Source organism: Asticcacaulis sp. AC466 (assembly GCF_000495815.1).
GTDB lineage: Bacteria > Pseudomonadota > Alphaproteobacteria > Caulobacterales > Caulobacteraceae > Asticcacaulis.
Genome location: NZ_AWGE01000005.1, coordinates 331,643 through 355,666, shown reverse-complemented (window position 1 = coordinate 355,666; position 24,024 = coordinate 331,643). Strand labels below are relative to the sequence as shown.

Sequence of the window (24,024 nt, the reverse complement as noted above, 5' to 3'; positions counted from 1 at the left end):
ATCGACAGCACATCCCGTCCTGCCTATCATAGCCTGATCTTACCGCTCCCCCGGAACTTTGATCATGCTTGCCAATGCCAAATCATGCGCCCTCGCCTTGGGGATGGGCGGCGTTCTTACCATCGACCTGGCCGCCATTGCGGCCAATTACCGACGCATTCAGGCGCAGGCGCCAACCGCAAAAGTCGCCGCCGTGGTTAAGGCCGATGCCTATGGTCTGGGCGTCGAGCCGGTAAGCCATATCCTTTACGATGTGGGCTGCCGGCTGTTTTTTGTCGCTCACGCCAGCGAAGCCCTGGCGCTGCGACCACACCTTCCGCCCGCCGCCGATATTTTCGTTCTGAACGGCCTGCTGCCGGGGGCCGAAGCGGCTTGCGCCGATGCCGATATTATTCCGGTCCTGAACGCGCCAGACCAGATCGAGCGGTGGGCGGCCGAAGGCGTCGCCCGTGGCCGAAAATTGCCCGCCGTACTGCAATTCGACACCGGCATGTCGCGCCTGGGCTTATCGCCTGCTGAAGCCGGCGGCCTGGACCCTGACGACCTCAAGGCGCGCTTCGACGTGCGCTTCCTCATGAGCCACCTCGCCTGTGCCGATGAGCCTGCCAATCCGGCCAATGATCGGCAACGGGACATCATGCACGACATTGCCGTCCGCTTCGGAAATATCCCGGTCAGCTTCGCCAATTCCGGCGGGGCCTTTATGGGTCCGGCATACCAGACCTCCATCATTCGACCAGGCATAGCGCTTTACGGCGGCGCACCCCACGTCGGATTGGCCAATCCCATGGCACCTGTCGTCCGCCTCGACGTCGCGGTTATACAGACGCGCTCCGTGCCTGCGGGGACGCAAATCGGCTACGGCGGCACCTTCACAGCTACGCAGGAGATGCGTCTGGCGACCATTGCGGCGGGCTATGCCGACGGCCTGCCGCGCGGATTGAGCAACCGTGGCGCGGCTTGGCTGGATGGCGTCCGTCTGCCGATCGTCGGCCGCGTCTCTATGGACAGCATCATCATCGACATCAGCGCCCTGCCCGCCGACGCGCTGGCGCCGGGCGATCTGGTCGAACTTATTGGGCCGCACCAATCCATCGACGCTATCGCCGCCGATGCCGGAACCATATCCTATGAAATCCTGACGGCACTCGGCCGCCGGTATTATCGCGACTATCTGAGGGCCTCATGAATATCGTCATTCTCGGCGCCGGCGTCATCGGCGTCACCTCCGCCTGGTATCTTGCCAAGGCCGGTCATGACGTCACCGTCATTGATCGTCAGTCGGGCGCGGCGCTGGAAACCAGCTTTGCCAACGCCGGAGAGATATCCCCGGGCTATTCGTCGCCCTGGGCCGCGCCGGGTATTCCCCAAAAGGCGCTCAAGTGGCTGTTCATGGAACATGCGCCTCTTATCGTTCGGCCAACCCTCGATCCCGCCACGATAGGCTGGATGCTGGCCATGTTACGCAATTGCACCCGTGAGCGCTATGCCCTGAATAAGGGCCGCATGGTCCGCATCGCGGAATATTCGCGCGACTGCCTGATGGACCTGCGCGCAGAGACCGGTATCCAGTACGACCAGCGCATGCAGGGCACGCTGGAAGTCTTCCGCACGCAAAAGCAGATCGACAATATTGGTAAAGATGTCGAGGTTCTAAGAGCCGGGGGCGTACCCTTCGAACTGCTTGATTCCGCCGCTTGCAAGGCCGTCGAGCCGGGTATTGATGCCTCGAAGATCGTCGGTGGCCTGCGGTTGCCCAATGATGAAACAGGGGACTGCCACAAATTCACGACGGAACTGGCCCACCTCGCTGAAGCCCTGGGCGTCAAGTTTTTGTACAATGTCGACATTCGGTCTCTGCGCCATGATGGCGACAGGATAGCGGCGGTTGAAACCGCAACCGGCGACATAAAGGCTGATCTCTTCGTCGGCGCGCTTGGCAGCTATACGCCGAAACTGGTCCGCCCCCTGGGCCTGGATCTACCGGTCTATCCGGTCAAGGGCTATTCGATCACCCTCCCCATTATCAATGAAGCGCGCGCACCGGTATCCACCGTGATGGACGAGACGTACAAGGTCGCCACCACACGTCTGGGCGACCGCATCCGCGTCGGCGGCATGGCGGAAATCGCCCGATTCAACCTCGACCTGCCCGCCGCCCGTCGTGCCACCTTGACCCACTCCGTCGAAGACCTGTTCGGCGGGGCCGGCGATCAGACCGAGGCCAAGTTCTGGTGCGGCCTGCGTCCCATGACACCCGACGGCACGCCAGTGATCGGACGGACGCGATATCGCAACTTTTATCTCAATACCGGCCACGGAACACTGGGCTGGACCATGTCGTGTGGTTCGGCGCGCGTCCTGTCGGATTTGATTTCCGGCATTCGTCCCGCCATAGCCACAGACGATCTGGCGATCAGCCGATACAGATCCGCATAACCTTCAGGAGATCTAAATGACCATTACCCGCATCGATCCCGGCGCCCGCATGAGCCAGGCCGTCATCCACAACGGCACCGTCTATCTGGCCGGTCAGGTCGGAGAACCCGCCACCTCCGTCGCCGAACAGACGGCCTTTGCCCTGAAAGAGGTCGATGACCTGCTCGCCCAGGCTGGCACAAACAAAAGCCGTATATTAAGCGCCACCATATGGCTGGCCGATATGGGCGATTTCGGCACGATGAACGGCGTCTGGGAGGCCTGGATCGACCCGGCCAATCCACCGGCCCGCGCTACAGGTGAGGTCAAGCTGGCCTCACCCGACTATTTGGTGGAAGTCATCGTGGTCGCCGCACTGCCCTGAGCCCTAAGCCGTCCTTTAAGCGTTCAAAGGCGCGGACACGCTTGAGCGATAAAGGGTTTCACCGCGATAATTGCGGAAGGCGAAGGTCAAGGCGTCCTCAGATACGGTGACCGTGGTGAAACCCGACTGCGCCGCGCAGAATTTCGTGCCTTCGACGGCCTTGACCGGACGGACTTCCGAACCCGCTCCGGAACAGATGATGTCGATACCAGAGCGACGGATGTGTTGCAGGTCATGGTCATGGCCATTGATGTAAACCGGCACCTTGTGCGCCTGCAAAATGGGCAAAACCCTTTCGATCATTTCCGGCGTGTCACCGTGTCCGCTGCCGCCGGAATAGAGGGTGTGATGCCCAAAGACGATCTTCCAGCGGGCAGTGGAGGCTCCCAGTTCGCGATCCAGCCACGCCAGTTGCGCGGCGCTGTCCTGACTCTTGACGTTCTCCCCGATCTTGCCCGGCTTGTTGGCGTAGGCATGAACCAAGGGTGACGTATCGATCACGAAGACATCGGCGGCGCCAAAACCGTGGTCCTGGCCGGAGACCTTGTAATAGCGCGACGGCATCTTCCAGCGTGGACTGGTACGGGCGTAATCCAGTTGCGCCTGCGGCACGCCGCGATAATCGTGATTGCCAAGGGCAACATACCACGGAGTTTGCAGATTGGGGCCGGTATAGATGTCTTCGAATGAGGTTTTCCATAGCGGGTCATCAACCGACTGCACCCCGTTGTCGTAGAAATTATCTCCGACGGATACCGTGAAACGGCTGTTTGTTTCACTTGCCGCCCTGTCCATTTGACGCGCGACATCGGCCTGGTGCTCTGTCCCGTTACGCCCCCAGTCGCCAACGACCAGGAAAGACAGGTCGTTGTCTTTCGCCAGGGCCCGACCTGACAGGGTCAAGCCAGCGGCTGCGGTCAAGCCAGCCAGTACATCGCGGCGGTCGGTTTTCATGTCTGTCATTGGAAAGCTCCTTGATAGGTAAGGCATGGCAGAGGAATATGACGGTTTAATATCAGGCGCTTCAGTTTCCCTTCAGGTCGCCCCTTTATCCCAAGGCTCGGAAGTGAGAAAGCGCATGCGCCACTCAACGCCATGCGCTATGACTCAACTAAGATGTCGCGAGAGTCGCGCCGGGATTTAACCGGAAGTCTGGAATGAAAAATCTGAGTCTGACCTGGCCCTTCTGGGCTCTTCTGTCAGCGGCTTTCGCTGCCCTGACCGCCATCTTTGCCAAGATTGGTGTTGAGGCGGTCAATCCGAACCTGGCGACCTTCATTCGCACCATCATAATCGTCGTGGCGGCGGGTATCGTCGTCCTGGCCACCAATAGCTGGCAAGCGCCATCGGCGATATCAGGCCGCAGCTGGCTGTTTCTTGTCTTGTCGGGGCTCGCGACCGGCGCGTCGTGGTTCTGCTATTTTCGGGCGCTTAAGCTCGGACAGGCATCGCGCGTCGCCCCTATCGACAAACTCAGCGTCGTCTTTGTCGCCATCTTCGCCGTCCTGTTCCTGGGTGAAAAGCTCAGTGTGCCGAACTGGCTGGGCGTCGCCATGATCGCCGGTGGCGCTATTCTGGTCGCGTGGCGGACGGCCTGATGCGTGTTCTGCTCGTCGAAGATGATGCAATGCTGGGCAAGGCCCTGTCTACGGGTCTCGTTCAGGCCGGTTATACGCCTGACTGGCTCACAGATGGCGAAAGCGCCGACGACGCGATCAAGGCCAATAGCTATGCGGCGGTCATCCTCGATATAAACCTGCCGGGCATGTCGGGGCTTGAGCTTCTCAAGGCCTTGCGCCGGACCTCCGACCTGCCTGTGATCATAATGACCGCCCGCGACGGGCTGGACGCCCGCATCGAAGGCCTGGACCTCGGCGCCGATGACTATATCGTCAAGCCCTTCGCCCTGTCCGAGCTGCTGGCGCGGCTGCGCGCAGTACACCGGCGCAGTCAGGGGCGCTCCCAGTCTATTATCGTTCTGGGCGACATCGAAATAGACACGGGCGCACGAACGGTGCGCAAGGCGGGCGAATGGTTAAAACTGACCGCGCGTGAATTCCAGATTCTCGAGCTATTGACGGCGCGGACAGGGCGCATTCTGAGTAAAAGCGATATAGAGGCGCAAATTTATAGCTGGGACGGCGACTACGAAAGCAACACCATAGAGGCCGCCATCTACACCTTGCGCAAGAAGATCGGACGCGACCTGATCACCACTATCCGTGGCGTTGGCTACGTGGTCAATCCGTGATGCCGAACACGCGACGCCCCTCCCTCACCCTCCAATTGCTGGTCGGCATCGCCGCACCGTTCCTGATGGTCATCGGACTGATCGGGATCATCGCCTATCTCAGCGCCCAGGACGAAATTTCGGAAGTTTACGACTCGCAACTGATCAGCGCCGCCCAGCAATTGGCAATCATTGCCCGAAATGACGGTTCCGCCGGCGATATGCGCATCCGGCGCTATGATCCCCATCTGGCGACCGGCGACCAGGCAGCGTTGGACGACTATGCGCGTTGGCGTACCTACCGCGTCTGGCGCAAGGGGCAATTGCTGCTGGCCTCGGAAGGCGGTCCTTCGGGACTGACGCCTCATCTGCCGACAGGTTTCAGCCAGTTGAAAACCGCGGCCGGTGGCTGGCGCATCTTTACATTCCGGGCGCCGGAAAGCGATCTTACCGTTGCGGTGACGGAAAGCCTTGCGGCGCGACGCGAAGTCAGCATCCGGGTCGTGTGGGGCCTTTGTCTGCCTTTGCTGCTGGTATTGCCGATCATTCTCCTGATGGTCTGGCTGGGCATTCGCTTCGGACTTAAGGACCTGACGCGCTTTGCTGCTGATGTGCGCCGCCGATCGCCCGACGATTTGTCGCGAGTCGACCACGATACGCTTCCGGCTGAAATCGCGCCCGTCGCCGAATCCGTCAACCAGGTGCTGGACAAGCTGGAACGCTCCCTTGCCCAGGAACGCCTGTTTACCGACAACGCCGCGCATGAATTGCGTACACCGCTGGCTGCCTTGGTCGTGCAGATGGACGTCCTGCGCAACGCCACCAACGACGCTGAACGTGAGCCTATGCTCGATGACCTGAGCCAAGGGGTGAACCGGGCGGCACGCCTTCTTGATCAACTGTTGATTTTAGCCCGGGTGCGGCACACGCCAGTCCAGCCTGTGCCCGTCAATCTCTACCAGGCCGCCGGTGATGTCATCAGGGACCATTACGCCAAAGCCAAGGCCAAAACGATCGAACTGTCATTGAACGGCGACGAAGAGGCAAGCCCGCTATCGAACCGGCCGCTGCTGGCCATCCTGATCGGCAATCTGGTCGACAATGCCATAAAGTACGCGCCCAACGGCAGCAGTATCGAGCTGACCGTGGCCGCCACGCCGGAAGGCGCATCACTCGTCGTATGCGACCAGGGACCGGGCATACCCGAAAACGAACGCACCCAGGTTTTCACCCGCTTCTATCGGCTGAAGGGGCGCACCGAAAGCGGCAGCGGACTGGGACTGGCCATCGTCAAGACGCTGGGGGACTTGCTAGGGGCGAATATAGTCCTGTTTACACCTGCCGGTGGCGTAGGACTCGGTGTAAAGGTCGAGTTTACAATATGAACGGTGCCACCCAAAGGCATTTCAGTTTCGCTTCAGCTTAGCCCGGTAAAGCTTTTTGGCGTTTGAAAGGCCCCTGCATGTTCCCGACTGTTCGTTTCCAGCCGCTTGCTCTGGGTCTTTATCTGGCTATTTCAGGCTCGATCCTGGCGGGATGCGCTTCGTATCAGCCGGCCCCGCTGAACATAAAAACGCTTGGTCAACCGCGCACGGGCCTCAGCGATTTCCCCACCGATGCCGACAGACCTACCCTTTTGCGCTTTGCCTTAAGCCATGATCCGACCCTAGCCGCCGAGCGCGCGGCTTTACATGCGGCGGAACAGGCTCAAAAATCGGCACACAACCTGCCCGCCCTGTCGCTGACCCTCACAGCGGAATATTCCAGGGACGCAGACCCGCAAAAGCCCTGGCTCTATGGCGGTGCCCTCGGCATTCCACTGGACATAGGCGCCCGTCGCCAGACGCGCCTGACCACCGCCGACCTGGCGGTCGTCAAGGCGCGCTATGCCCTTGCCGAGGCGGCGTGGCGCGTCCGGCAGCAGTTCCAAACAGCGGTCGTCAATGTGGACATGGCGGGCCGTGAGGCCGGAATTGCACACTCTTTGCTCGATCAGCGCGCTGCCTATCTGGCCGTGCTTCAGGCACGCGTCAATGCAGGCGAAGACGCTCGCGGCCTGGCCGCCCAGGCGGCCCTGGATGTTTCGGGCGCGCGACAGGCCCTGGCGCAGGCGCAGGCCCGCCACAGTCAGGCGATCGCCGCATTGGCTCACCTTCTCGATACGGACCCGGCAACCGCCGCAAGCTTGCCGGCGATTGCGCCGTCACCGCTGGCTGAGGTCAACGCGTCCGAGGTGACGACGCGGATCGATGCCGCCTTATATGCCCGCGCCGACGTCCTGACCGCCGTCATCGACTACGACCTTGCCGAAAACGATCTGCGTCAGGCGATCGCCGCCCAATATCCCGACATTAACATCCAACCCGGCTATACCTGGGAACGCGGACAGGTCAAATTGCCTCTGGCGCTCAGCCTGACCTTGCCACCCCTAGACGGAAATCGAGCCGCCATAAACGCCGCGCAATCGACTCGGCTGGCGGCGGGAAAAACGTTGGAAGCCGTCGTCCGCAGCACGCGATCAACCGCACGTCAGGCCGCCACGGCCTTTGGCGCAAGCCTCGCCACGGCGCGTACGGTCGCCGACAGCGACCTGCCCGCCGCGCGCGAGATGGCGGCCAGGACTGAACGGATGCGCACAGCCGGGGAATCCGATACGACCGAGGTAAGGCTGGCGCAAATCAACGCTACCCAAGCGCAGTTGAACGCCTTGCAGGCCGAGCGTAGCGCCCGCATGGATCGCCTGGCACTCGAAGACGCCCTGCATCAATCCCTAGACGCCACCGATACCCTTATATTGGCCGATATCCTGGCCGAGACCGCGACGACCGAGGTACACAAGTGAAATTGCTGACCACCGCTGCCCTTACCCTGATGCTCGCCGCCGGCGCCGTCCAGGCGCAAGACACGCCCCTACAATTGGACGGCAAGACCCAGACGCGGCTACAGATCCGTGTCGCCCCCATTCAGCCCGCCCATAGTTCCGATGCGACCAGCGCCTTTGCGTCCGTTGCCGACCCAACCCCGCTTCTGACCCTACTGAGCGATCTGGCAACCACGCAATCGGCCTATACCGCGTCTCAGGCGGAGGCGAGCCGCAGTCAGGCCCTGGCCCGCGACGCCAGCGTGTCAGCGAAGGCGGCCGAAGCCGCCCAGGCCCAGGCACGCGCCGACCAGGCAAAGGTGACCTTGCTCAGACAACGTGTCGGACTGGAATGGGGCACCTATTTCGCGGGCCTGTCGGACACGGCCCTGCGGCAATTAGGTAGCGACCTGTCGAGCGGCAAGGCGGCGCTGGTGCGGATCGACACGCCCTCCGGGCAAGGATTGAAAGGGGCCCGGTCGGCGACGCTTGATCTCGGCGCCATCGGGTCGGTAGAAGCCCGCGTGCTCGGCATTGCCCGGACCGCCGACGCGCGCTTGCAATCGCCGGGCGTGATGACATTGGTCAGCGGCGCGGATGCCGCCTACCTGAGCACGGGCCTGACCATGAAGGCGTCGTTATACGGCGGCGGGGGCACGACTGGCCTTTTGATCCCGAACACAGCGCTGTTGCGCAGCGGCGGCAAGGTCTATGCCTATGTTAAAACAGGTCCGAAAACCTTTGTTCGGCGTATCGTCACCCCGGCACGCGTCACGCCCGAAGGCCTGATCGTCAGCGCGGGCTTCAGCGCCAACGAATCCCTGGTCGTGCAAGGCGCCTCCGCCCTGCTGACCGCTGCCACCTCCCGTCCTGCAGACGAGTAGACCCATGCTGAGTTCGCTTGTCCGGTTGAGCCTCGCCCATGCCCGCCTCGTCGCCCTGGCCGCTTGTTTGCTGCTGGTGGCCGGTGGCTTCACCCTCACCCGTGCCAATTACGACGTCTTTCCCGACTTTGTGCCTGCCCAGGCCGAGGTGCAGACGGAAGCCCCGGGCTTGGCCGCCGATCAGGTCGAACAGCTTGTCACCCGTCCGGTCGAGCAGGCGATCAACGGCGCGGCAGGCGTGCAGAGCGTCCGATCGCAGTCCATCCAGGGACTTAGTCTGGTCAACGTCACCTTCAAGGCGGGCGCAGATCCGTATCGCGCCCGCCAAATCGTCGCCGAGGCATTGAACGAAGCCGCCGCGAGCCTTCCCGCCGGGGCCAATGCGCCAAAGGTGGCGCCTCTGACCTCGTCCACCATGGACCTGCTCAAGGTCGGTTTCGTTAGTGAAAAGCTGGACCCGCAGGCGTTGCGTGATTTCGTGCAGTGGCAATTGCGGCCACGCCTGATGGCCGTGCCGGGCGTTGCCCGCGCCACAGTCTATGGCGGCAGCGTCCGGCGCATCGAGGTGCGCGTCAATCCGGAAGCTTTGTCTGCGCGCGGCCTCAGCCTGGACGATGTGTTCAAGGCTACGCAAACATCGACCGCGCTGAGTGGTGGAGGTTTCATCGACACGTCCGAGCAACGCATACTGGTCGAGCCCAAGGCACAGGCCGCTACCATCGCCGACATCGCGGCAACGCCACTGGCCGCCGCTTCGGGGGCCGCAAACGGTCCGGCTGCCATCGTCCACATAGGTGACGTGGCAGAGGTCGTCGAAGCGCCGGCCCCGGACTTCGGTGACGCTGTCATCGTGGGGCAACCGGGCGTACTGATTTCCCTGTCCAGCCAGTACGGCGCCAATACCCTTAAAGTCACCCGCGACGTCGAGGCCGCCCTGGCCGAAATGGCGCCAGCCCTGAAATCGCAGGGCATCACCATGTCCGCCAACCTCCATCGCCCGGCCAACTTCATCGAGACCGCCCTGTCGGGTATCCTGGACGACCTGCTGATCGGTGCAGTGCTGATTGCGGTCATCCTGTTTGTCTTCATGCGTAACCTGAAGACCGTTCTGATTTCCTTCGTCAGCATCCCCCTGTCGCTTCTGGCGACCGTGATGGTGATGGACCGCATGGGGCTCAGCATCAATACCATGACCCTGGGCGGATTGGCGGTGGCGCTGGGCGTCGTGGTCGATGACGCGGTTATCGATGTCGAAAACATTGTCCATCGCCTGCGGGAACGGCCGGAAGGCGCCAGCGTCAGTGACACCATCCTGCGGGCGTCACTGGAAGTGCGCTCACCGGTTATCTATGCGACCCTCGTCGTCGCCCTGATCCTGGTGCCGGTGTTGATGATGCACGGCTTGCAGGGCGCCTTTTTCGCGCCGCTTGCCCTGGCTTTCATCCTGTCGACCCTGATTTCTCTGGCCGTCGCCATTATCGTGACGCCCGCGCTCAGCCTGCTTTTCCTGCAAAAGACCAAGCTTCCGAAAGAACCGCGCGCACTGGTCCGGCTAAAGGCCTGGCATGCGAGTGTTCTGTATCGTCTTTGTGACCGACCGCGCGTCCTGTTCGCGGCCGCCGGCCTGGTCAGCGCCGCCGCGATTGCCGGCATGTTCTTCTTTTCCGGCGAACTGTTGCCCGCCTTCAAGGAAGGTCATTTCGTGCTGGGCGTATCTGCGCATCCCGGCACCTCATTGTCGGTCATGCGACGCTACGGCGAGTCCATTTCGCAGGATCTATTGGCCATCGACGGCATCGCGTCGGTCGAACAGCAGATCGGCCGTTCAGAAGGCGGCGAAGATACCTGGGGGCCGGAAAAAAGCGAGTTCCACGTCGAATTGAAGCCGCACCTGTCCGGTCGGAAGCAGGATGAGATCGAAGCCAAGATACATACCGTGCTTGACGGCTATCCCGGTCTGGAAACCGAAGTCCTCACCTTTCTGGGTGACCGTATCGGTGAATCCCTGACGGGTGAAACCGCAGCCCTGGCCGTCAATCTATATGGCGGCGACGCCGACACGCTGGCCGCGACCGCCACACAGGTATCCAGCGAATTGTCCAAACTCAAGGCAGCCGGCGACGTCAAGGTCCAGACCCCGCCGTCAACACCCAGCGTGCATATCGATATCGACCGCGCTGCGGCGGCGCAACGCGGTCTGACGCCGGTGGATATCCTGGGGGCGGTGCAAAGCGCCTACGAAGGCGCAACCGCCGCTCAGATTTACCGCAATGACCGGGTGCTCGATGTCGCCGTCACCCTGCCCAACGAATTGCGCCAGAGCCCGGAAGGCGTCGCCCAGTTGCTGGTGCGCGGGCCTGATGGATCGGTCGCCCACCTGGGTGATATTGCCCAGGTCACGCTGGGGGAAAGCCGGACTATCATCTCACACAACGGCGGCCGGCTGGTTGAGACGGTCACGGCCAATCCGGCCCCGGCGGACGTCGCCGCCGTTACCCAGGCTGCTCAGCGCGCGATAGAGGCGCATGTCAAACTACCGCCAGGCGTCTATGTCGAATATGTCAGCGTCGCGGACGACGCAAATGCCGCCCGCAACGAATTGCTGTTGAACACCGCCGTGGCGATCGTAGGGATCATCGCCCTTCTCACCCTGGCGTTCGGCAGCACCCGCGCGGTCGCCCTTATCGTCGCTTCGGCGCCATTCGCCCTGGTCGGCGGCGTGGCCGCCGTCGCCTTGACCGGTGCCAGTCTGTCGCTGGGTTCTCTGGTCGGATTCGTGACCCTCATCGGTGTAGCCGCCCGCAATGCCATCCTGCTTCTGGCCCATGTCCAGCAACTGATTGAGGAGGGTCATGACTGGTCGTTGCAAACGGTCGTGCGTGCGACCCAGGAACGGGTCACGCCCATCTTGATGACCGCACTGGTTACGGCCTTGGGTCTGCTGCCCTTGGCGTTCGGCACCGGTCAGGCAGGCCGGGAAATCCAAGGGCCTATGGCCATTGTGATCCTGGGCGGCCTGATTACCTCGACCCTTATGAGCCTTCTGGTGCTGCCGGCCATGATCTGGAAATTTCGTCAACCACGCAGCGCCACATCCACGCCGAACACATAGCTGCGGGTTCACACCGGCATTGCGGCAAATTACAGCGTCGTGCCGAAGATATGACCGACTCCAGCCGTAACCGCCATCGCTATACCTCCCCAGAAGACAACGCGCACCACGGCCTTTGTCACCTTGGACCCACCGGTTGTCGCCCCTAGAGCGCCAAGTAGACCCAAGAACACAAGCGCAGATGCCGTCACCGTCCATACGGCAAGCGGACGAGGACTTAAAAGCAAGGCGCCCAGCGGCAATATAGCGCCTGAGGCGAACGTCGCAGCCGATGTCAGCGCGGCCTGGACCGGGCGGGCCTGCATATGTTCGGAAATGCCAAGTTCATCGCGCGCGTGGGCCTCCAGCGCATTACTGGCCATTAACTGGGTCGCAACGACTTCGGCCAGTTCCCGCGTCAATCCGCGCCCGACATAGATCTGGGTCAGCTCCTCCAGCTCGGCAGCCGGGAAATCCACCAGTTCCTGACGCTCTCGCTCCAGGTCCGCCCGTTCGGTATCAGCCTGGGAACTGACGGAGACATATTCTCCCGCTGCCATGGACAAGGCGCCGGCCACCAATGCCGCCAGGCCGGTCAGAACGACGGTCCCCTTATCCGACTGCGTTGCCGCAACACCGACAATCAGGCTAGCGACGGAAATAATGCCGTCGTTTGCGCCCAGCACGGCGGCGCGAAGCCAGCCGACCCTGGAAATGAAATGCCGTTCGTGAACGGCATGCTTCGCGGCCATGATCACCTCCAAAATGTGGAGGTCAACTTAGAATGTCTATGACGGCCTGGCAAGCCTCTCTGGCCCTGCGATCGCAAAAAATGTCAATTTGATCAATAAGTTGAGAATGCCTCTGCGTTCAGTTCTCACAAGTGAGTGCCGCGCTTCACATCTCACCTCAGGACGAATATTCGGAGCTATCCAGCAGGGCCAGACGTTTGTCGCTCAATCCGCTCAATGCGTTTGCGATCATGATCACGCACAGGACTGCCGACAGGGCGGTGGCAACGCCAAAGCCATACCACGGGCTGTGAAAAGCATCGCTGACTGCCCCCATGACAAAGGGGGCCACCGCCGCGCTAAGGCAGGTGAAGAACAGGATCACACCGCTGACGGCGCCGTGCTGCTGCTTCGGAAAGCAGCTTATCCCCTTCGAGTTCAAGGTGGGATAGATGACCGACATGAACAGGCCCGATACCGGCAGGCTGACAATGGCCACCGACGCGCCGCCTATCATCGCGGCGCAGAAACAGACGAAGATGGCGGCGGAACAGATGACCAGGACGCTGGTCCATCTGAGTTTGGCGAGCATGGCCGCGCCTAAGAAACGCCCGGCTGCCCGCAGGATGAAGAAGATCGACAAGGCATAGGTCGCCAAAAACAGCCACGATCCGCTATAGGCTTTCAGCAGGGTCGGCATCCAGACATAGATGGCCGCCTCCACGCCGACATAGAGCATGGCGCCGGCGCTGAACGCCAAGGCGAAGGGATCGGACAGCACCTTGAGGGTTACTGCCAGGCTCGGCAGCGCATCCGCATGACGGACGCTGTGCGGATATTTTACAACCTGGGCCACGACGATGAGGAGCAAACACAGGACGCCCGCGATCACGTATAGCCATTTCCATGACAGGCCGGCATGCAGCAGTTGCGTGACAAGGGCGGGTCCGATAATGGCGCCCACGCCGAAAAAACCTTCGACCATATTCATGGTCCGCGTATGACTGGCCGTCGATGAGGATATATCGCCGATCAGGGCCAGGGCGCCGGTTTTGAAAATCCCGATCGCCGCCCCGGAAACAAAGAGGAGCACGAGGAAAAAGCCGAACCGGTCGCCGACCGCGAACAAGAAGGCGTTCAGGGCAAACAAAACCAGGCCCAGCATGATGGTGCCCTTGCGCCCCAGCCGGTCGGCCAGGAAGCCCAAGCCCAGTCCGGCCAAGGCTATGCCGCCCATGGTCGCATACTGAAAGGCGCCGCCCTCGGCCATGGTCAGGTTGAAAGCCTTGATCACTTCGGGGATGATGACGCCGACGCTGTCGGTGGTCATGGCGAACATCATGAACATCAGATAGGTCAATATTCGGATGGCGCGCAATGATGCCTGTTCCGGCCGGGTGTGAGAGGTGGACATGGTAATCGCCTTTGTCTCTTTAAGTATGAAGCCGGATCATGACGGCGCTCTGGGCCGGGACTGTCACCCTGTACTGGCCGGTAAACGCACCCATTTCCTTATGCAGCCACAGATCGCGGACCTGCAAGCTGGCCTGTGATGGATAGCCGATATCGGTCCAGGCGGCGGTGATCGTCTGCGCCGTCTTGCTACGGTTCAAGAGCACGAACGCCCGACCGCCGTCGGCCAGCGGCCTGGCCCAGACCTCCTGGTCGCCGTTCTGGTAGACGCGGCGTCCCTGGACACCCAACACGTCCTGATCGACGGCGATGACATCACGGTTAGTCAGGATATCAAGCGTCGCTGCGTCCATATGCGCCAAATCGTTGCCGGCGATCAGCGGGGCAGCCAGAATGGCCCACAGGCTGAAATGTGCGCGGTACTGTGCGGGTGTCATGCCACCATTGCCAACTTCCAGCATGTCGGGATCGTTCCAGCCGCCGGGTCCGGCATGGCTGTACAAATTGGCCTGGCGGTCGAGAATGTCCAGCACGCCAAACCAATCGCCATGGTTGCCTTGCCCTTCCCAGTTGTCCCAGATATCGCCTGTGGTGCGCCACATATTGCCGCCAACCGCACGCCCCCATTCCCAGGGGTCATGCTTGCCCCACTCACATATACTGAACAGGATCGGCCGACCGGATTTGGCCAGGGCATCCCCCATCAGCATATAGGACGACCGCGCATCCTGCGTCGCCGTGTTGCACCAGTCGTATTTGAGATAATCGACACCCCATCCGGCATAGGTGCGCGCGTCCTGATATTCGTACCCCCGGCTGCCGGGGCGGCCCTGGCAGGTCGCAATTCCGGTATCCGAATAGAGGCCAAACTTCAAACCTTTCGAATGAATATAATCTCCCAGAGCTTTGATTCCGGACGGGAATTTAGCGACATCCGCAACAATATTGCCGTTGGCGTCACGCCCGGTTTGCCAACAATCATCGATGACCACATAGGTGTATCCCGCTGCCTTCATGCCCGACGCCACAAGAGCGTCGGCAACAGCGCGAATCTTGCCTTCGTCGATGTCGCACCCGAACTTGTTCCAGGAATTCCACCCCATAGGCGGCGTGCGGGCCAGGCCGTTATCGGGGACATGGAGCTGGACGCCGTCTTCGGCGCAGGCGGGACCTATGGCCCCCGCGAAAAGGCACGCCACGAACAGCGCCTTCATCAAGAGTTTCAACATGAGAGAGGGTCCTGTTCAGCCTTGCAATAGCGATCAATATAGGCGCCGTGAGTTGGCAGGCCGGCGGCAGCCGCGGCCATGGCCTCGCGCAACTTATCGAGCCAGGGCGCTGCATCCAGCGTCCGATAGGCCATGAGCGGGTCGGTCTTCTGGGGGGTGTTCAATTGCCCGATCTGCACGGCCAGCCATGACGCCGGTCCGAAGAGTTCGAAATCGCGCTGAATCAATCGGCCGTGTTGGCGGAAATGCTCAATTTTTTCCGCCAGCGTGTCGGGGATGCCCATGGCGGCGCAATAACGCCACAGCGCGCTGTCGGTCCTTTGCGTCAAGCGATAGTGGAGAATGATGAAATCGCGGATACGCTCGATCTCGTTAGTCGCCACGCGGTTATACTCATCCCTCGTCATAGGATCGAAACCCAGGTCCGGAAAAAAGGCCAGCAATTTGGCGATGCCTGCCTGTATGAGGTGCAGGCTGGTTGATTCCAGAGGCTCTATGAAACCGCTCGATAAGCCGATAGCGATGACATTGCGATTCCAGAACAACCGACGGCGACCGGTAACAAACCGCAGATAGCGAGGCGCCGCCAAGGTGGGCGCATCCAGATTGGCCATGAGCTCGTCCGCCGCCGCCTCATCGCTGATGTGATCGGCGGCATAGACATAGCCATTGCCGGTCCGGTGCTGGAGCGGGATGCGCCATTGCCAGCCGGCGTCGCGGGCAGTGGCGCGAGTATAGGGGATGGGCTCGGGCGTGGCGGCGCACGGTACGGCCACGGCGCGGTTGCAGGGTAGCCAATCCGTCCACTCGCAATAACCGGTTTTCAGTGCACCTTCGATGAGCAGGCCGCGAAATCCCGAGCAATCGATAAACAACTCGCCCTCAATACAGCGGCCATCTTCCATCTGAACGGAGGTAACATGACCGGACATGGCGTCCATGGCGACGTCCGAGACCTTGCCTTCCATACGTTGAACGCCGCGAGCTTCGGCATATTCGCGCAAGAAGCGCGCATATAGCCCGGCATCGAAATGATAGGCATAATCATAGGTCGACAAGACATTGCGCTGATCGGTGGAGGGCGGCGCGAACCGTCCCCGTGAGGCGGCGGCCCAGGCCATGCAATAGTCATCCAGGCTGGATGCCCTGCCCGCTTCGAACGCCCGTTGCCAAAAGTGGTGGGCGTTGACCGTATCGAACGGCCGGCCATAGGTGCCGAAGGGGTGAAAATAGCTATGGCCGCGGCGGCCCCAATCGACAAACTGTATGCCCAGCTTGAAGGTGCCCTGGGTCCGCTTGAGAAACGCATTCTCGTCCAGCCCCAGGGTCTGATTGAACATCTTGATAGCTGGAATGGTCGCTTCGCCCACACCGACCGTGCCTATCTCTTCGGATTCGATCAGCGTGATGTGGCAGCCGGTCTGTAACGCGTTGCTGAGCGCCGCCGCCGTCATCCAGCCAGCAGAACCACCGCCGACAATAACGATCTTGCGAATGCTGCGGTCTGTCGCGGTCATGGGCGGGCGCCTGGAGAAAAGGAGATACCTGAAAAAGAGGAAAGAACGGACACTGCCTTAGCGGACAGTGTCCGTTCAACCGGAACCCGGCGGGTGAGTGCCGGGATCAGGGTTTGTTAGAACGTGTAGCGTAGCGACGCCGTAACCGTACGCCCCAGCACGGCCGAGTTCGAGAAGATTCCCGACGTTGTGCTGGTTTGCAGGAGATTGCCGCTCCCGCGATAGCCAAGCGTATCGAACAGGTTGTTGGCGTTTAGAGCCAGTTCCAATCCATCGGTTGGGCGGAACTTCACTACGCCGTTGACGAAGGTCTGGCCATCGACATGCTGACCGCTGGAGGCATAGCTTTTGCCCTGACCGTTGACGCTGACACCAACCGATATCTTGCCGACCGAGTAGGACGGGGACAGCAGGAAGGTATAGTCCGGCAAGGCTCCCGGCGCGAGACCGGTGGATTTGACCTTGGCGTCGATGATCGTTCCGTCGCCGTACAGGCTGAAGTGACCATAGTGCATGTTTCCGGACAATTCGAAACCATGGGCGGAATAGTGCTCGCTGATGACCGGGTCCAGACCCAGGGTGATACGGGTAAAGTCGTAATTGTTGTCAGTCAGGTCGGCCGTGAAGTAGGTGGCTTCAAAATCGTAGGCCACATCATGGAACCGCGCCTGACGCTTTACGCCGATTTCCTTTTGTTCGACGAAATTGACCGCAGTGGTCTCGCCCTGTGCGTTTAGACTTCCGTCCGCGTTGAAGTTACCTCCCAAAATCCGCCGATCGGCGTTGAAGCGGCCGCCGCGACTGGCGCGGGCAAACAGGTTGGTGTTCGGCGTCAGCTTATAGAGGGCGCCGATCGACCAGGACGTATATTTCTTGGTGTAGTCCAAAACCTCGGGCGTTCCGCCGGCGATCAGGGATGGCAGGACAGCGCTGCCCAATGCATCGGTCACCGTCGTGTTCGGGCCGGTAACCCCGCCTAAGGCGCTGCCGCTTGCCTTGATCGAATCCTGACGGATGCTGGCGTCAATGTCGAAGGGCCCGGTGACCAAGTCAAGCGACAGATACGGCGCGTCGTCGACATAGGTCAGATCGTAGGCCCGTGAACAGCAGCTGCCCCAGTTATCGTTAAATCCGGCCTGGCCTGCAGCGGTCAATTGTGTACCGGTGCCGTTCGGTCCGGTAAACAGATCGAGTTGGGCCGGATTGTCGCCGCTCAGTTCGGCATAGGACCGGTTGACATGCCAGTCCTCGGCGATGGTTTGGCGCATATAGAACCAGCCAGCCTTGGCCGTCAGGGTACCAAAGCTCAATTCGTGCTTTCCGGTCAGGGTAAGGTCGTTCACGAATGACCCCATATCGCTCATATTGGTATCGATATTGGGATTGTTGTTCAGGTAGGTGCCGGTATAGGCCTTGCCCTGATTGGGACCGTTGGCGTACAGGATGGACCCGACGGTGCGGCCATTCACGGTGGAGCCGATGACACTGGCGGTGGTGGCCACGTTCAGAAACTGCGTGCGGAACGTGCCACTTTGTTCGGTCCAGCGCAGAGCGTCGTGAACGGACAGATTTTCGCTGAAATCGTATTGATATTCACCGCCGATAGCGGTCGACTTGACGTGAATACCTTCCATCGGCACGGTTTCGAGCTGGCCTGAATTGTTCAGGACCTGGAAGGTTTGGTTATAGATCGATTGATTGCCGTCCGTGCGGGCGTCGAAATTGGGCATGGGCTTGAAGCCGGTGATCGTATTGCCCGAAAGCGTCGCAATCGAGGGCATGGTGGTGTAGGTCGGCTCCTTGTCGTCCAGGCGCTTGAACGTCAGGCGGATATAGCCCTTTCCACCGTCCAACTCCTTGGTGATGTTGCCCTTGATCTGATATCCCTGCTCGGCGTTGTAGCCAATATGGGTCGGGCCGCTGCCGTTCTTGACGAATCCGCCGACATGGAAGCGCAGGCTATCGCTGATGTGGCCGCCGTAAGCAAAATCGATCTTGGTTTCATCGAAGCCCAGGCCGCGCGACAGGGCCACCATGCCGCCGTCACGCGTCCCAGTGTCGCTGATATAGTTGATAATGGCGCCGGGTGCCTGAGAGGCGAAGGTAGACGCGCCACCGCCGCGAACCGCTTCGACGCGCTGAACCGTCGCATCATAACGCGTCCAGTAGTCGTTATTGCCAAAATTCATGTCGCCAAACAAAACGGTGGGCAGGCCATCTTCCTGCAATTGTACGAATTCCGACCCGCCGGTGACCACCGGCAAACCACGCACGCCGATATTTGAATTGCCGCCGGGTCCAGCCGTATCCTGAGCCTGGATGCCCGGGATCAGGCGAAAGACTTCGGCTTCCGATCTGGGCGTAAAGTCTTGAATCTGTTGGGCGGAAATTGCCGAGATGGACATCGAGGTCTGCATCTTGGTCTTATTGTTGCGCCCACCCGTAACGATCACGGTGGTGGCGGTATCGTCGACGGGAGCGACCGCCTTGGCAGGCGCCGCAACATCCTGGGCCAGCGCGTGACCACAGGCCAGAGCCGCGCCCAGCACGGCCAGAGAGACGCCCTTAACCAGACGCGCATGGGTATTTTTCGAACTGTTCATCCTGGTGCTTCCTATATGCAGAAACGGATCGCCTTCTATAGGGACATTTTCCGGTGCTGCGTGATGAGCCTGTTGAGAACGGCGATACGCCTTTATGCAATCGTTTGCAATAAAAATGCGGCAACACACACGCATTCACCCCGCAAAGTGGCTAAAATGTCGCGAATAATCCCTCATACGGCGCATTTAAGGGTAAGTACATCGCCAAAATCACATAAATCTTGCAAACGTTTGTACAGGTTGATATAGACGTAACGGGCGGTGAATTTTACGTCGCCGCCCCATAAACAGCCTGTCTTCGCCGTCTCTTCCGCCTCCTTGACGCGTGAGAGACGGTCTTTTTCCGGCCCATTCCACACCAGGAGATTTTGATGGTTGCCGACGTGGCCCACCTTTCTTCGGCACATATCGCCTCCGAAACGCCGCGAGAACACGACCTGCTGAGTCTTGCCAGAACCTGCCTTCGCAATTTGTACGGCGAGCGCGCCGATTTCGCTGCGATCGTCACCGAAATAGAATCCCGGGTCCGCATGGCACAGGCCGAACGCCCGAACGATCTGAAGGCGCTCGATTCGGCGCGACTCAATACGCCAAAATGGTTCGCGCGACCGGGCCGCCCCGGCTATTCCTGCTACATCGACCGTTTTTCAGACACGCTTACCGGCTGCATCGACACAATTCCCTACCTAAATAGCTTGGGCGTAGGTCTTTTTCACCCCTTGCCGCTGCTGAAACCGCGTGAAGGCGACAGCGACGGAGGGTTCGCGGTCGCCGACTACCATGAAGTCGATCCGCGACTGGGGACCTTCGACGATCTGGTCGCCCTGGCTGACAGCTTGCGCGCCAATGACATCTCGCTTGTTCTGGATGTCGTATGCAACCACACCGCCCGCGAACACGCCTGGGCCAAGGCCTGGCTAGCCGGCGACCCAGCCTATGCCGATTTTTACATCAAGGTGGAAACAGACGCGGAGATGCAAGAATGGAATCGGCATTTGTCGGATGTGTTTCCCGATACTGCGCCGGGCAGCTTTAGCTGGGATGACGATGCAAAAGGATTTGTGTGGACAACCTTCTACCCCTTCCAATGGGATCTGAACTACGCCAACCCTAAGGTCTTTTTGGCCATGCTGGACGTGCTGTTGGATCTGGCCAATTCGGGCGTGGAAGGCTTTCGTCTCGATTCAGCGGCCTATCTGTGGAAAATCAAGGGCACCATATGCCGCAACCTACCGCAGGCGCATGACATATTGAAGGCCTTCCGCAGCTATCTGTCTGTCGCCGCGCCCGGCGTTTTCCTGCTGGCCGAAGCCATCGAAGGGCTGGACGAAGTGCTCGGCTATTTCGGGACGGACGAATCGCAAAGCGAATGCGATCTGGCATATGACAATACGCCTATGACCGCGCTTTGGGGCGCCCTGGCGGAAGGAAAAGCCGACGCTATGAGCGAAGCCCTGCGCCTGACCCAACAAAAACCACCTCATGGCACCTGGCTCAACTATGTCAGATGCCATGACGATATCATATGGCAGGCCCTGAAGGGGTGGGTCGATCAGGACCGGCTTTGGCGGTGGTCCAATCTCTATGCGGGAGAAGGCGACAGCTTTGCGGATGGGCTGGCCTTTCAGGCGCCCGCCGGGCAGGCGCCGTCGACATGTGGCATGGCCGCCAGCCTCTGTGGCGTCGGTACAGACGATTTCGGCCTGGATCGGTTGAAGCTGGTCTACGGTATAACCTATGCGCTGGATGGTGTCCCCATGATCTACATGGGCGACGAACTGGCGATGCGAAACGATACGCTTTTCCGCGACGATCCGCAAAAGGCACAGGAACTGCGCTGGCTGCATCGCCCCCAAATGGAATGGACATTGGCGGAAGCGCGCCACAGGTCCGATACGGACGCGGGCGAGATGTTTACTTATCTCTTGAAGCTCAACCATATCGTCGCCAACATAGCGAACTGGTCGTCTAGCGCACCGGCGAAAAGCCGCAGCGTTGGGGATGACCGAATTCTATGCATCGATCGCGCCCTCCCTGAGGGCACATTTTGCTGCCTTGCCAATATGAGCGATATGCCCCTATTTTTGCCTGCCAGCCTGCACGGTCACGACCTGATTACTCAAGCCGCCGTTCAGACATTGCCCCCTTACGGTCTGGTGTGGATGATGAGACCATGAAGACATTTATCGGCATAGAGATGGGCGGCACCAAGGTCGTACTGGCGCACGGCTCCGGCCCTGAGGACCTGAGCGCCCCGGTACGCGTGCCGACGGGACATCCGGATGAAACGCTCTCTGCTGTTATCGACGGCGTGCACGCACTGATCGCTCAGCACGGCCCCGTCGCCGGCATAGGCATAGCCAGCTTCGGCCCCATCCGTGTCAATAAGGCAGATTCGCGCTACGGCTCTTTCGGCCTGACACCGAAAGCCGGTTACAGTCACTACAACCTCCTGGCCCCGATTGCTGCCGCCTTTCCCGATTTACCTATTTCCTTCGATACCGATGTGAATGGCGCTGCCCTTGGCGAAGGCGTCTTTGGTGGCGCGCAGGGGCTGGACAGCTTTGCCTATGTGACGGTTGGCACGGGCATTGGCCTGGGCCTGGTCATGAATGGCCGCCCTGCACACGGCCTGCTCCATCCCGAAGCAGGCCATATCCTGGTCCGGCGCGATCCTATACGAGACCCCTTTACCGGCTGCTGTCCGTTTCATGCCGACTGCCTCGAAGGTCTGGCCTCCGGACCGGCGGTTGAACAGCGTACCGGCAAACGCGGTGAACATTTGGCGGATACTGACCCGGTCTGGGGGCTTGTTGGCGACTACCTGGCCCAGATGTTCCATTCCGTCACCTTGGTGGCTTCCCCTCAGCGCCTCATAATTGGCGGAAGCATTGGGCTCAAGCCCGCCGTTCTCGCCCAAGCACGCACGTCGCTTCATGCCAGCCTCGCCGGCTATATCGAAGCGTTAACCACAGTCGAAGCAATTGATAGCTACGTCATTCCGGCCGCCTTGGGCGATCGTGCGGGCGTTCTCGGCGCCATCGCGCTGGCGGCAGCGCCTAAAGCGCGCCGCTGGAGCCGCGAACAACCAGGCTCGCGGGAATCTGCGCCGACGACGTCATTTCGCCGCCCATGCGCTTGAATAACAGGTCGACCATAAGGCTGGCGGCCAAGGGCAGGTCCTGACGAATCGTCGTCAGCGGCGGGTTCAGCGAACGCGCCATGGCCACGTCATCGAACCCGACAACCGCTATATCGGCGGGAACGGACAGACCGGCTTCAGCGATGGCGGTCATCGCACCATGGGCAATGACGTCGGAGGCCGCGAACAGGGCATCGAACCTGACGCGGCCACGCAGCAGTTTACGCGTGGCTTCATAGGCTGAGTCATAGGTAAAGCGGGCCTCGATGAGGTCGGTCGCGCCGCGCAGAGGCGAGGCGTCCATCGCATCGAGATAGCCGCGATAACGGCTATCGACCTCCGGGACGCGAGGCGGCCCCATGAACCGGATAGTCTTACGCCCCAGACCGATCAAATGCTCGGTCGCCATGCGCCCGGCCGACACATTGTCGACGCCTACGGAACAGTAAAGCTGGTCTGGTAGTCGCTCCCCCCACACCACCATCTCATGATACCGTTGGGCTACATCATTGATTGCGGCGTGCTGATCGCTTTGCCCCAGCATCAGCATACCATCGAACCTATGGGACTGTATGAGAGCTTTCAACCACCCCTCCCCCGGAGCTTTTACCCGGGTCAGGTGGATATCATAATCGCGCTTTATGACTTCTTCGGATAGGAAGCCGATGATTTCCAGCAAAAACGGGTCGGTGAGTTGCTGGCCCGTTTCGTGGCCCATCGGCAGGACCAGACCAATCGTCTGCGTCCGCTGAAGGCGGAGATTACTGGCGGCACGATTGACAACATAGCCGTGCGATTCGGCTATGGCTTCGATCTTCTTGCGCAGGGCGTCAGGGACCCTTGGGCTGCCGGCAAGCGCCCGCGATACCGTCGAAACGGATACGTCTGCCAGCCTGGCAATATCAGCCATTTTCAGTCGGGACATACTACGCAAAGCTTTGAGTTCGCACGGTTTGACCGTACGCGTAGTCACGCGGCCGTGGCAAGTGGTTTTGACACAGGCATCACCCGGCCGCGCCATGACGCAGCAAGTCTGCCGCCGACGCCATGCTTGATACCCTTAATGACATTGGCTCATGAGACTGACACCGTGCCCCCGTCAGCGTCGTAAATCGCCATTTTGACAACACCTTAATGTGACAGCAGGCACCCGGCTAATATATTGATATTTAAATATATTATTAAGCATGCGCGCGCAGAATTTTTCCGTGGGCTGTGCCCAAACGCATCCCGCCGGGACCAGACGAACGGCCCCGATTCAGCGTCGCTATTCCTTATCAGAAAGCCAAGGTCATGACTTCTATCAGCGCCATAAGCGCCTATTCGCCGCCCTCATCGGTACAAAGCGTACCCAAGGTATCAGACCCGGATCACGATGGTGACAATCATGCCGGTGGTTCCGGCGCAGCCCAGGCTTCGCAAGGCGGTCGTGGACCGGCCACACTCGTGACACTGTCGGCCGCCGCCCAAGCGTCTATGAAGTCTTAGCTGCTTCACCCCGGCGAAAGGTCCGGCCTGCCT

At 60.5% G+C, this 24,024-nt stretch carries 19 protein-coding genes; 12 read left to right on the top strand and 7 right to left on the bottom strand.

Features of this window, described 5'->3' with window-relative positions:
- The first annotated feature begins 64 nt into the window (after window positions 1-64).
- The 3 genes from alr to AEAC466_RS28705 are packed head-to-tail and all read left to right on the top strand — an operon-like array spanning window position 65 to window position 2,803.
- Window positions 65-1,189, top strand: a complete 1,125-nt coding sequence (gene alr, locus AEAC466_RS28715) for an alanine racemase (protein ID WP_023457227.1) — start codon at window positions 65-67, stop codon at window positions 1,187-1,189.
- On the top strand, window positions 1,186-2,439 hold the full coding sequence (locus AEAC466_RS28710) for a D-amino acid dehydrogenase (RefSeq protein WP_023457226.1): 1,254 nt from the start codon (window positions 1,186-1,188) through the stop codon (window positions 2,437-2,439). The genes alr and AEAC466_RS28710 overlap by 4 nt, the downstream gene beginning before the upstream one ends.
- A gap of 16 nt (window positions 2,440-2,455) precedes the next feature.
- The gene (locus tag AEAC466_RS28705; protein WP_023457225.1) at window positions 2,456-2,803 is read left to right on the top strand and encodes a RidA family protein; all 348 of its coding nucleotides are present in this window, start codon (window positions 2,456-2,458) and stop codon (window positions 2,801-2,803) included.
- Between the two features lie 15 nt (window positions 2,804-2,818).
- Here the strand turns inward: AEAC466_RS28705 and AEAC466_RS28700 are convergent, their stop codons facing one another.
- Window positions 2,819-3,766 (bottom strand): purple acid phosphatase family protein, encoded by a 948-nt coding sequence (locus tag AEAC466_RS28700; RefSeq protein WP_023457224.1) that lies wholly within the window; start codon window positions 3,764-3,766, stop codon window positions 2,819-2,821.
- A gap of 194 nt (window positions 3,767-3,960) precedes the next feature.
- On the opposite strand from AEAC466_RS28700, the gene AEAC466_RS28695 reads away from it, so the two are divergent.
- From AEAC466_RS28695 to AEAC466_RS28670, 6 genes are all read left to right on the top strand, one after another.
- Complete coding sequence (locus AEAC466_RS28695; RefSeq protein WP_023457223.1) at window positions 3,961-4,401, top strand: EamA family transporter; 441 nt, start codon at window positions 3,961-3,963, stop codon at window positions 4,399-4,401.
- Complete coding sequence (locus AEAC466_RS28690; protein WP_023457222.1) at window positions 4,401-5,054, top strand: response regulator transcription factor; 654 nt, start codon at window positions 4,401-4,403, stop codon at window positions 5,052-5,054. Before AEAC466_RS28695 ends, AEAC466_RS28690 begins: the two co-directional genes overlap by 1 nt.
- Window positions 5,054-6,418 (top strand): ATP-binding protein, encoded by a 1,365-nt coding sequence (locus AEAC466_RS28685; protein WP_081714558.1) that lies wholly within the window; start codon window positions 5,054-5,056, stop codon window positions 6,416-6,418. The genes AEAC466_RS28690 and AEAC466_RS28685 overlap by 1 nt, the downstream gene beginning before the upstream one ends.
- 77 nt (window positions 6,419-6,495) lie before the next feature.
- On the top strand, window positions 6,496-7,875 hold the full coding sequence (locus AEAC466_RS28680; protein WP_023457220.1) for a TolC family protein: 1,380 nt from the start codon (window positions 6,496-6,498) through the stop codon (window positions 7,873-7,875).
- A complete protein-coding gene (locus AEAC466_RS28675) occupies window positions 7,872-8,777 on the top strand; it encodes a hypothetical protein (RefSeq protein ID WP_023457219.1) in 906 nt (301 codons plus the stop codon). Before AEAC466_RS28680 ends, AEAC466_RS28675 begins: the two co-directional genes overlap by 4 nt.
- 4 nt (window positions 8,778-8,781) lie before the next feature.
- The gene (locus AEAC466_RS28670; RefSeq protein WP_023457218.1) at window positions 8,782-11,889 is read left to right on the top strand and encodes an efflux RND transporter permease subunit; all 3,108 of its coding nucleotides are present in this window, start codon (window positions 8,782-8,784) and stop codon (window positions 11,887-11,889) included.
- Between the two features lie 29 nt (window positions 11,890-11,918).
- On the opposite strand, the gene AEAC466_RS28665 is transcribed toward AEAC466_RS28670, so the two are convergent.
- The 5 genes from AEAC466_RS28665 to AEAC466_RS28645 form a co-directional block, all read right to left on the bottom strand.
- The gene (locus AEAC466_RS28665) at window positions 11,919-12,620 is read right to left on the bottom strand and encodes a VIT1/CCC1 transporter family protein (RefSeq protein WP_023457217.1); all 702 of its coding nucleotides are present in this window, start codon (window positions 12,618-12,620) and stop codon (window positions 11,919-11,921) included.
- A gap of 157 nt (window positions 12,621-12,777) precedes the next feature.
- Window positions 12,778-14,013, bottom strand: a complete 1,236-nt coding sequence (locus AEAC466_RS28660) for an MFS transporter (RefSeq protein ID WP_023457216.1) — start codon at window positions 14,011-14,013, stop codon at window positions 12,778-12,780.
- Window positions 14,014-14,032: 19 nt separating this feature from the next.
- The gene (locus AEAC466_RS28655) at window positions 14,033-15,241 is read right to left on the bottom strand and encodes an alpha-galactosidase (RefSeq protein ID WP_023457215.1); all 1,209 of its coding nucleotides are present in this window, start codon (window positions 15,239-15,241) and stop codon (window positions 14,033-14,035) included.
- Window positions 15,235-16,758, bottom strand: coding sequence for a tryptophan halogenase family protein (locus AEAC466_RS28650; RefSeq protein ID WP_023457214.1), 1,524 nt, complete (start codon window positions 16,756-16,758; stop codon window positions 15,235-15,237). Before AEAC466_RS28650 ends, AEAC466_RS28655 begins: the two co-directional genes overlap by 7 nt.
- Before the next feature lie 116 nt (window positions 16,759-16,874).
- Window positions 16,875-19,361 (bottom strand): TonB-dependent receptor domain-containing protein, encoded by a 2,487-nt coding sequence (locus AEAC466_RS28645; protein ID WP_023457213.1) that lies wholly within the window; start codon window positions 19,359-19,361, stop codon window positions 16,875-16,877.
- Window positions 19,362-19,732: 371 nt separating this feature from the next.
- Between AEAC466_RS28645 and AEAC466_RS28635 the strand changes: the two genes are divergently transcribed.
- Entirely contained in the window at window positions 19,733-21,538 is a 1,806-nt protein-coding gene (locus tag AEAC466_RS28635) for an alpha-amylase family glycosyl hydrolase (protein ID WP_023457211.1), read from the top strand.
- Entirely contained in the window at window positions 21,535-22,503 is a 969-nt protein-coding gene (locus AEAC466_RS28630; RefSeq protein ID WP_023457210.1) for an ROK family protein, read from the top strand. The genes AEAC466_RS28635 and AEAC466_RS28630 overlap by 4 nt, the downstream gene beginning before the upstream one ends.
- Here AEAC466_RS28630 and AEAC466_RS28625 read toward each other — a convergent pair.
- Window positions 22,421-23,428, bottom strand: a complete 1,008-nt coding sequence (locus AEAC466_RS28625; RefSeq protein WP_235074177.1) for a LacI family DNA-binding transcriptional regulator — start codon at window positions 23,426-23,428, stop codon at window positions 22,421-22,423. The two genes, AEAC466_RS28630 and AEAC466_RS28625, sit on opposite strands and share 83 nt — an antisense overlap.
- Window positions 23,429-23,796: 368 nt before the next feature.
- Here AEAC466_RS28625 and AEAC466_RS28620 point away from each other — a divergent pair, with 368 nt between their 5' ends.
- The gene (locus tag AEAC466_RS28620; protein WP_023457208.1) at window positions 23,797-23,991 is read left to right on the top strand and encodes a hypothetical protein; all 195 of its coding nucleotides are present in this window, start codon (window positions 23,797-23,799) and stop codon (window positions 23,989-23,991) included.
- Window positions 23,992-24,024 lie beyond the last annotated feature (33 nt).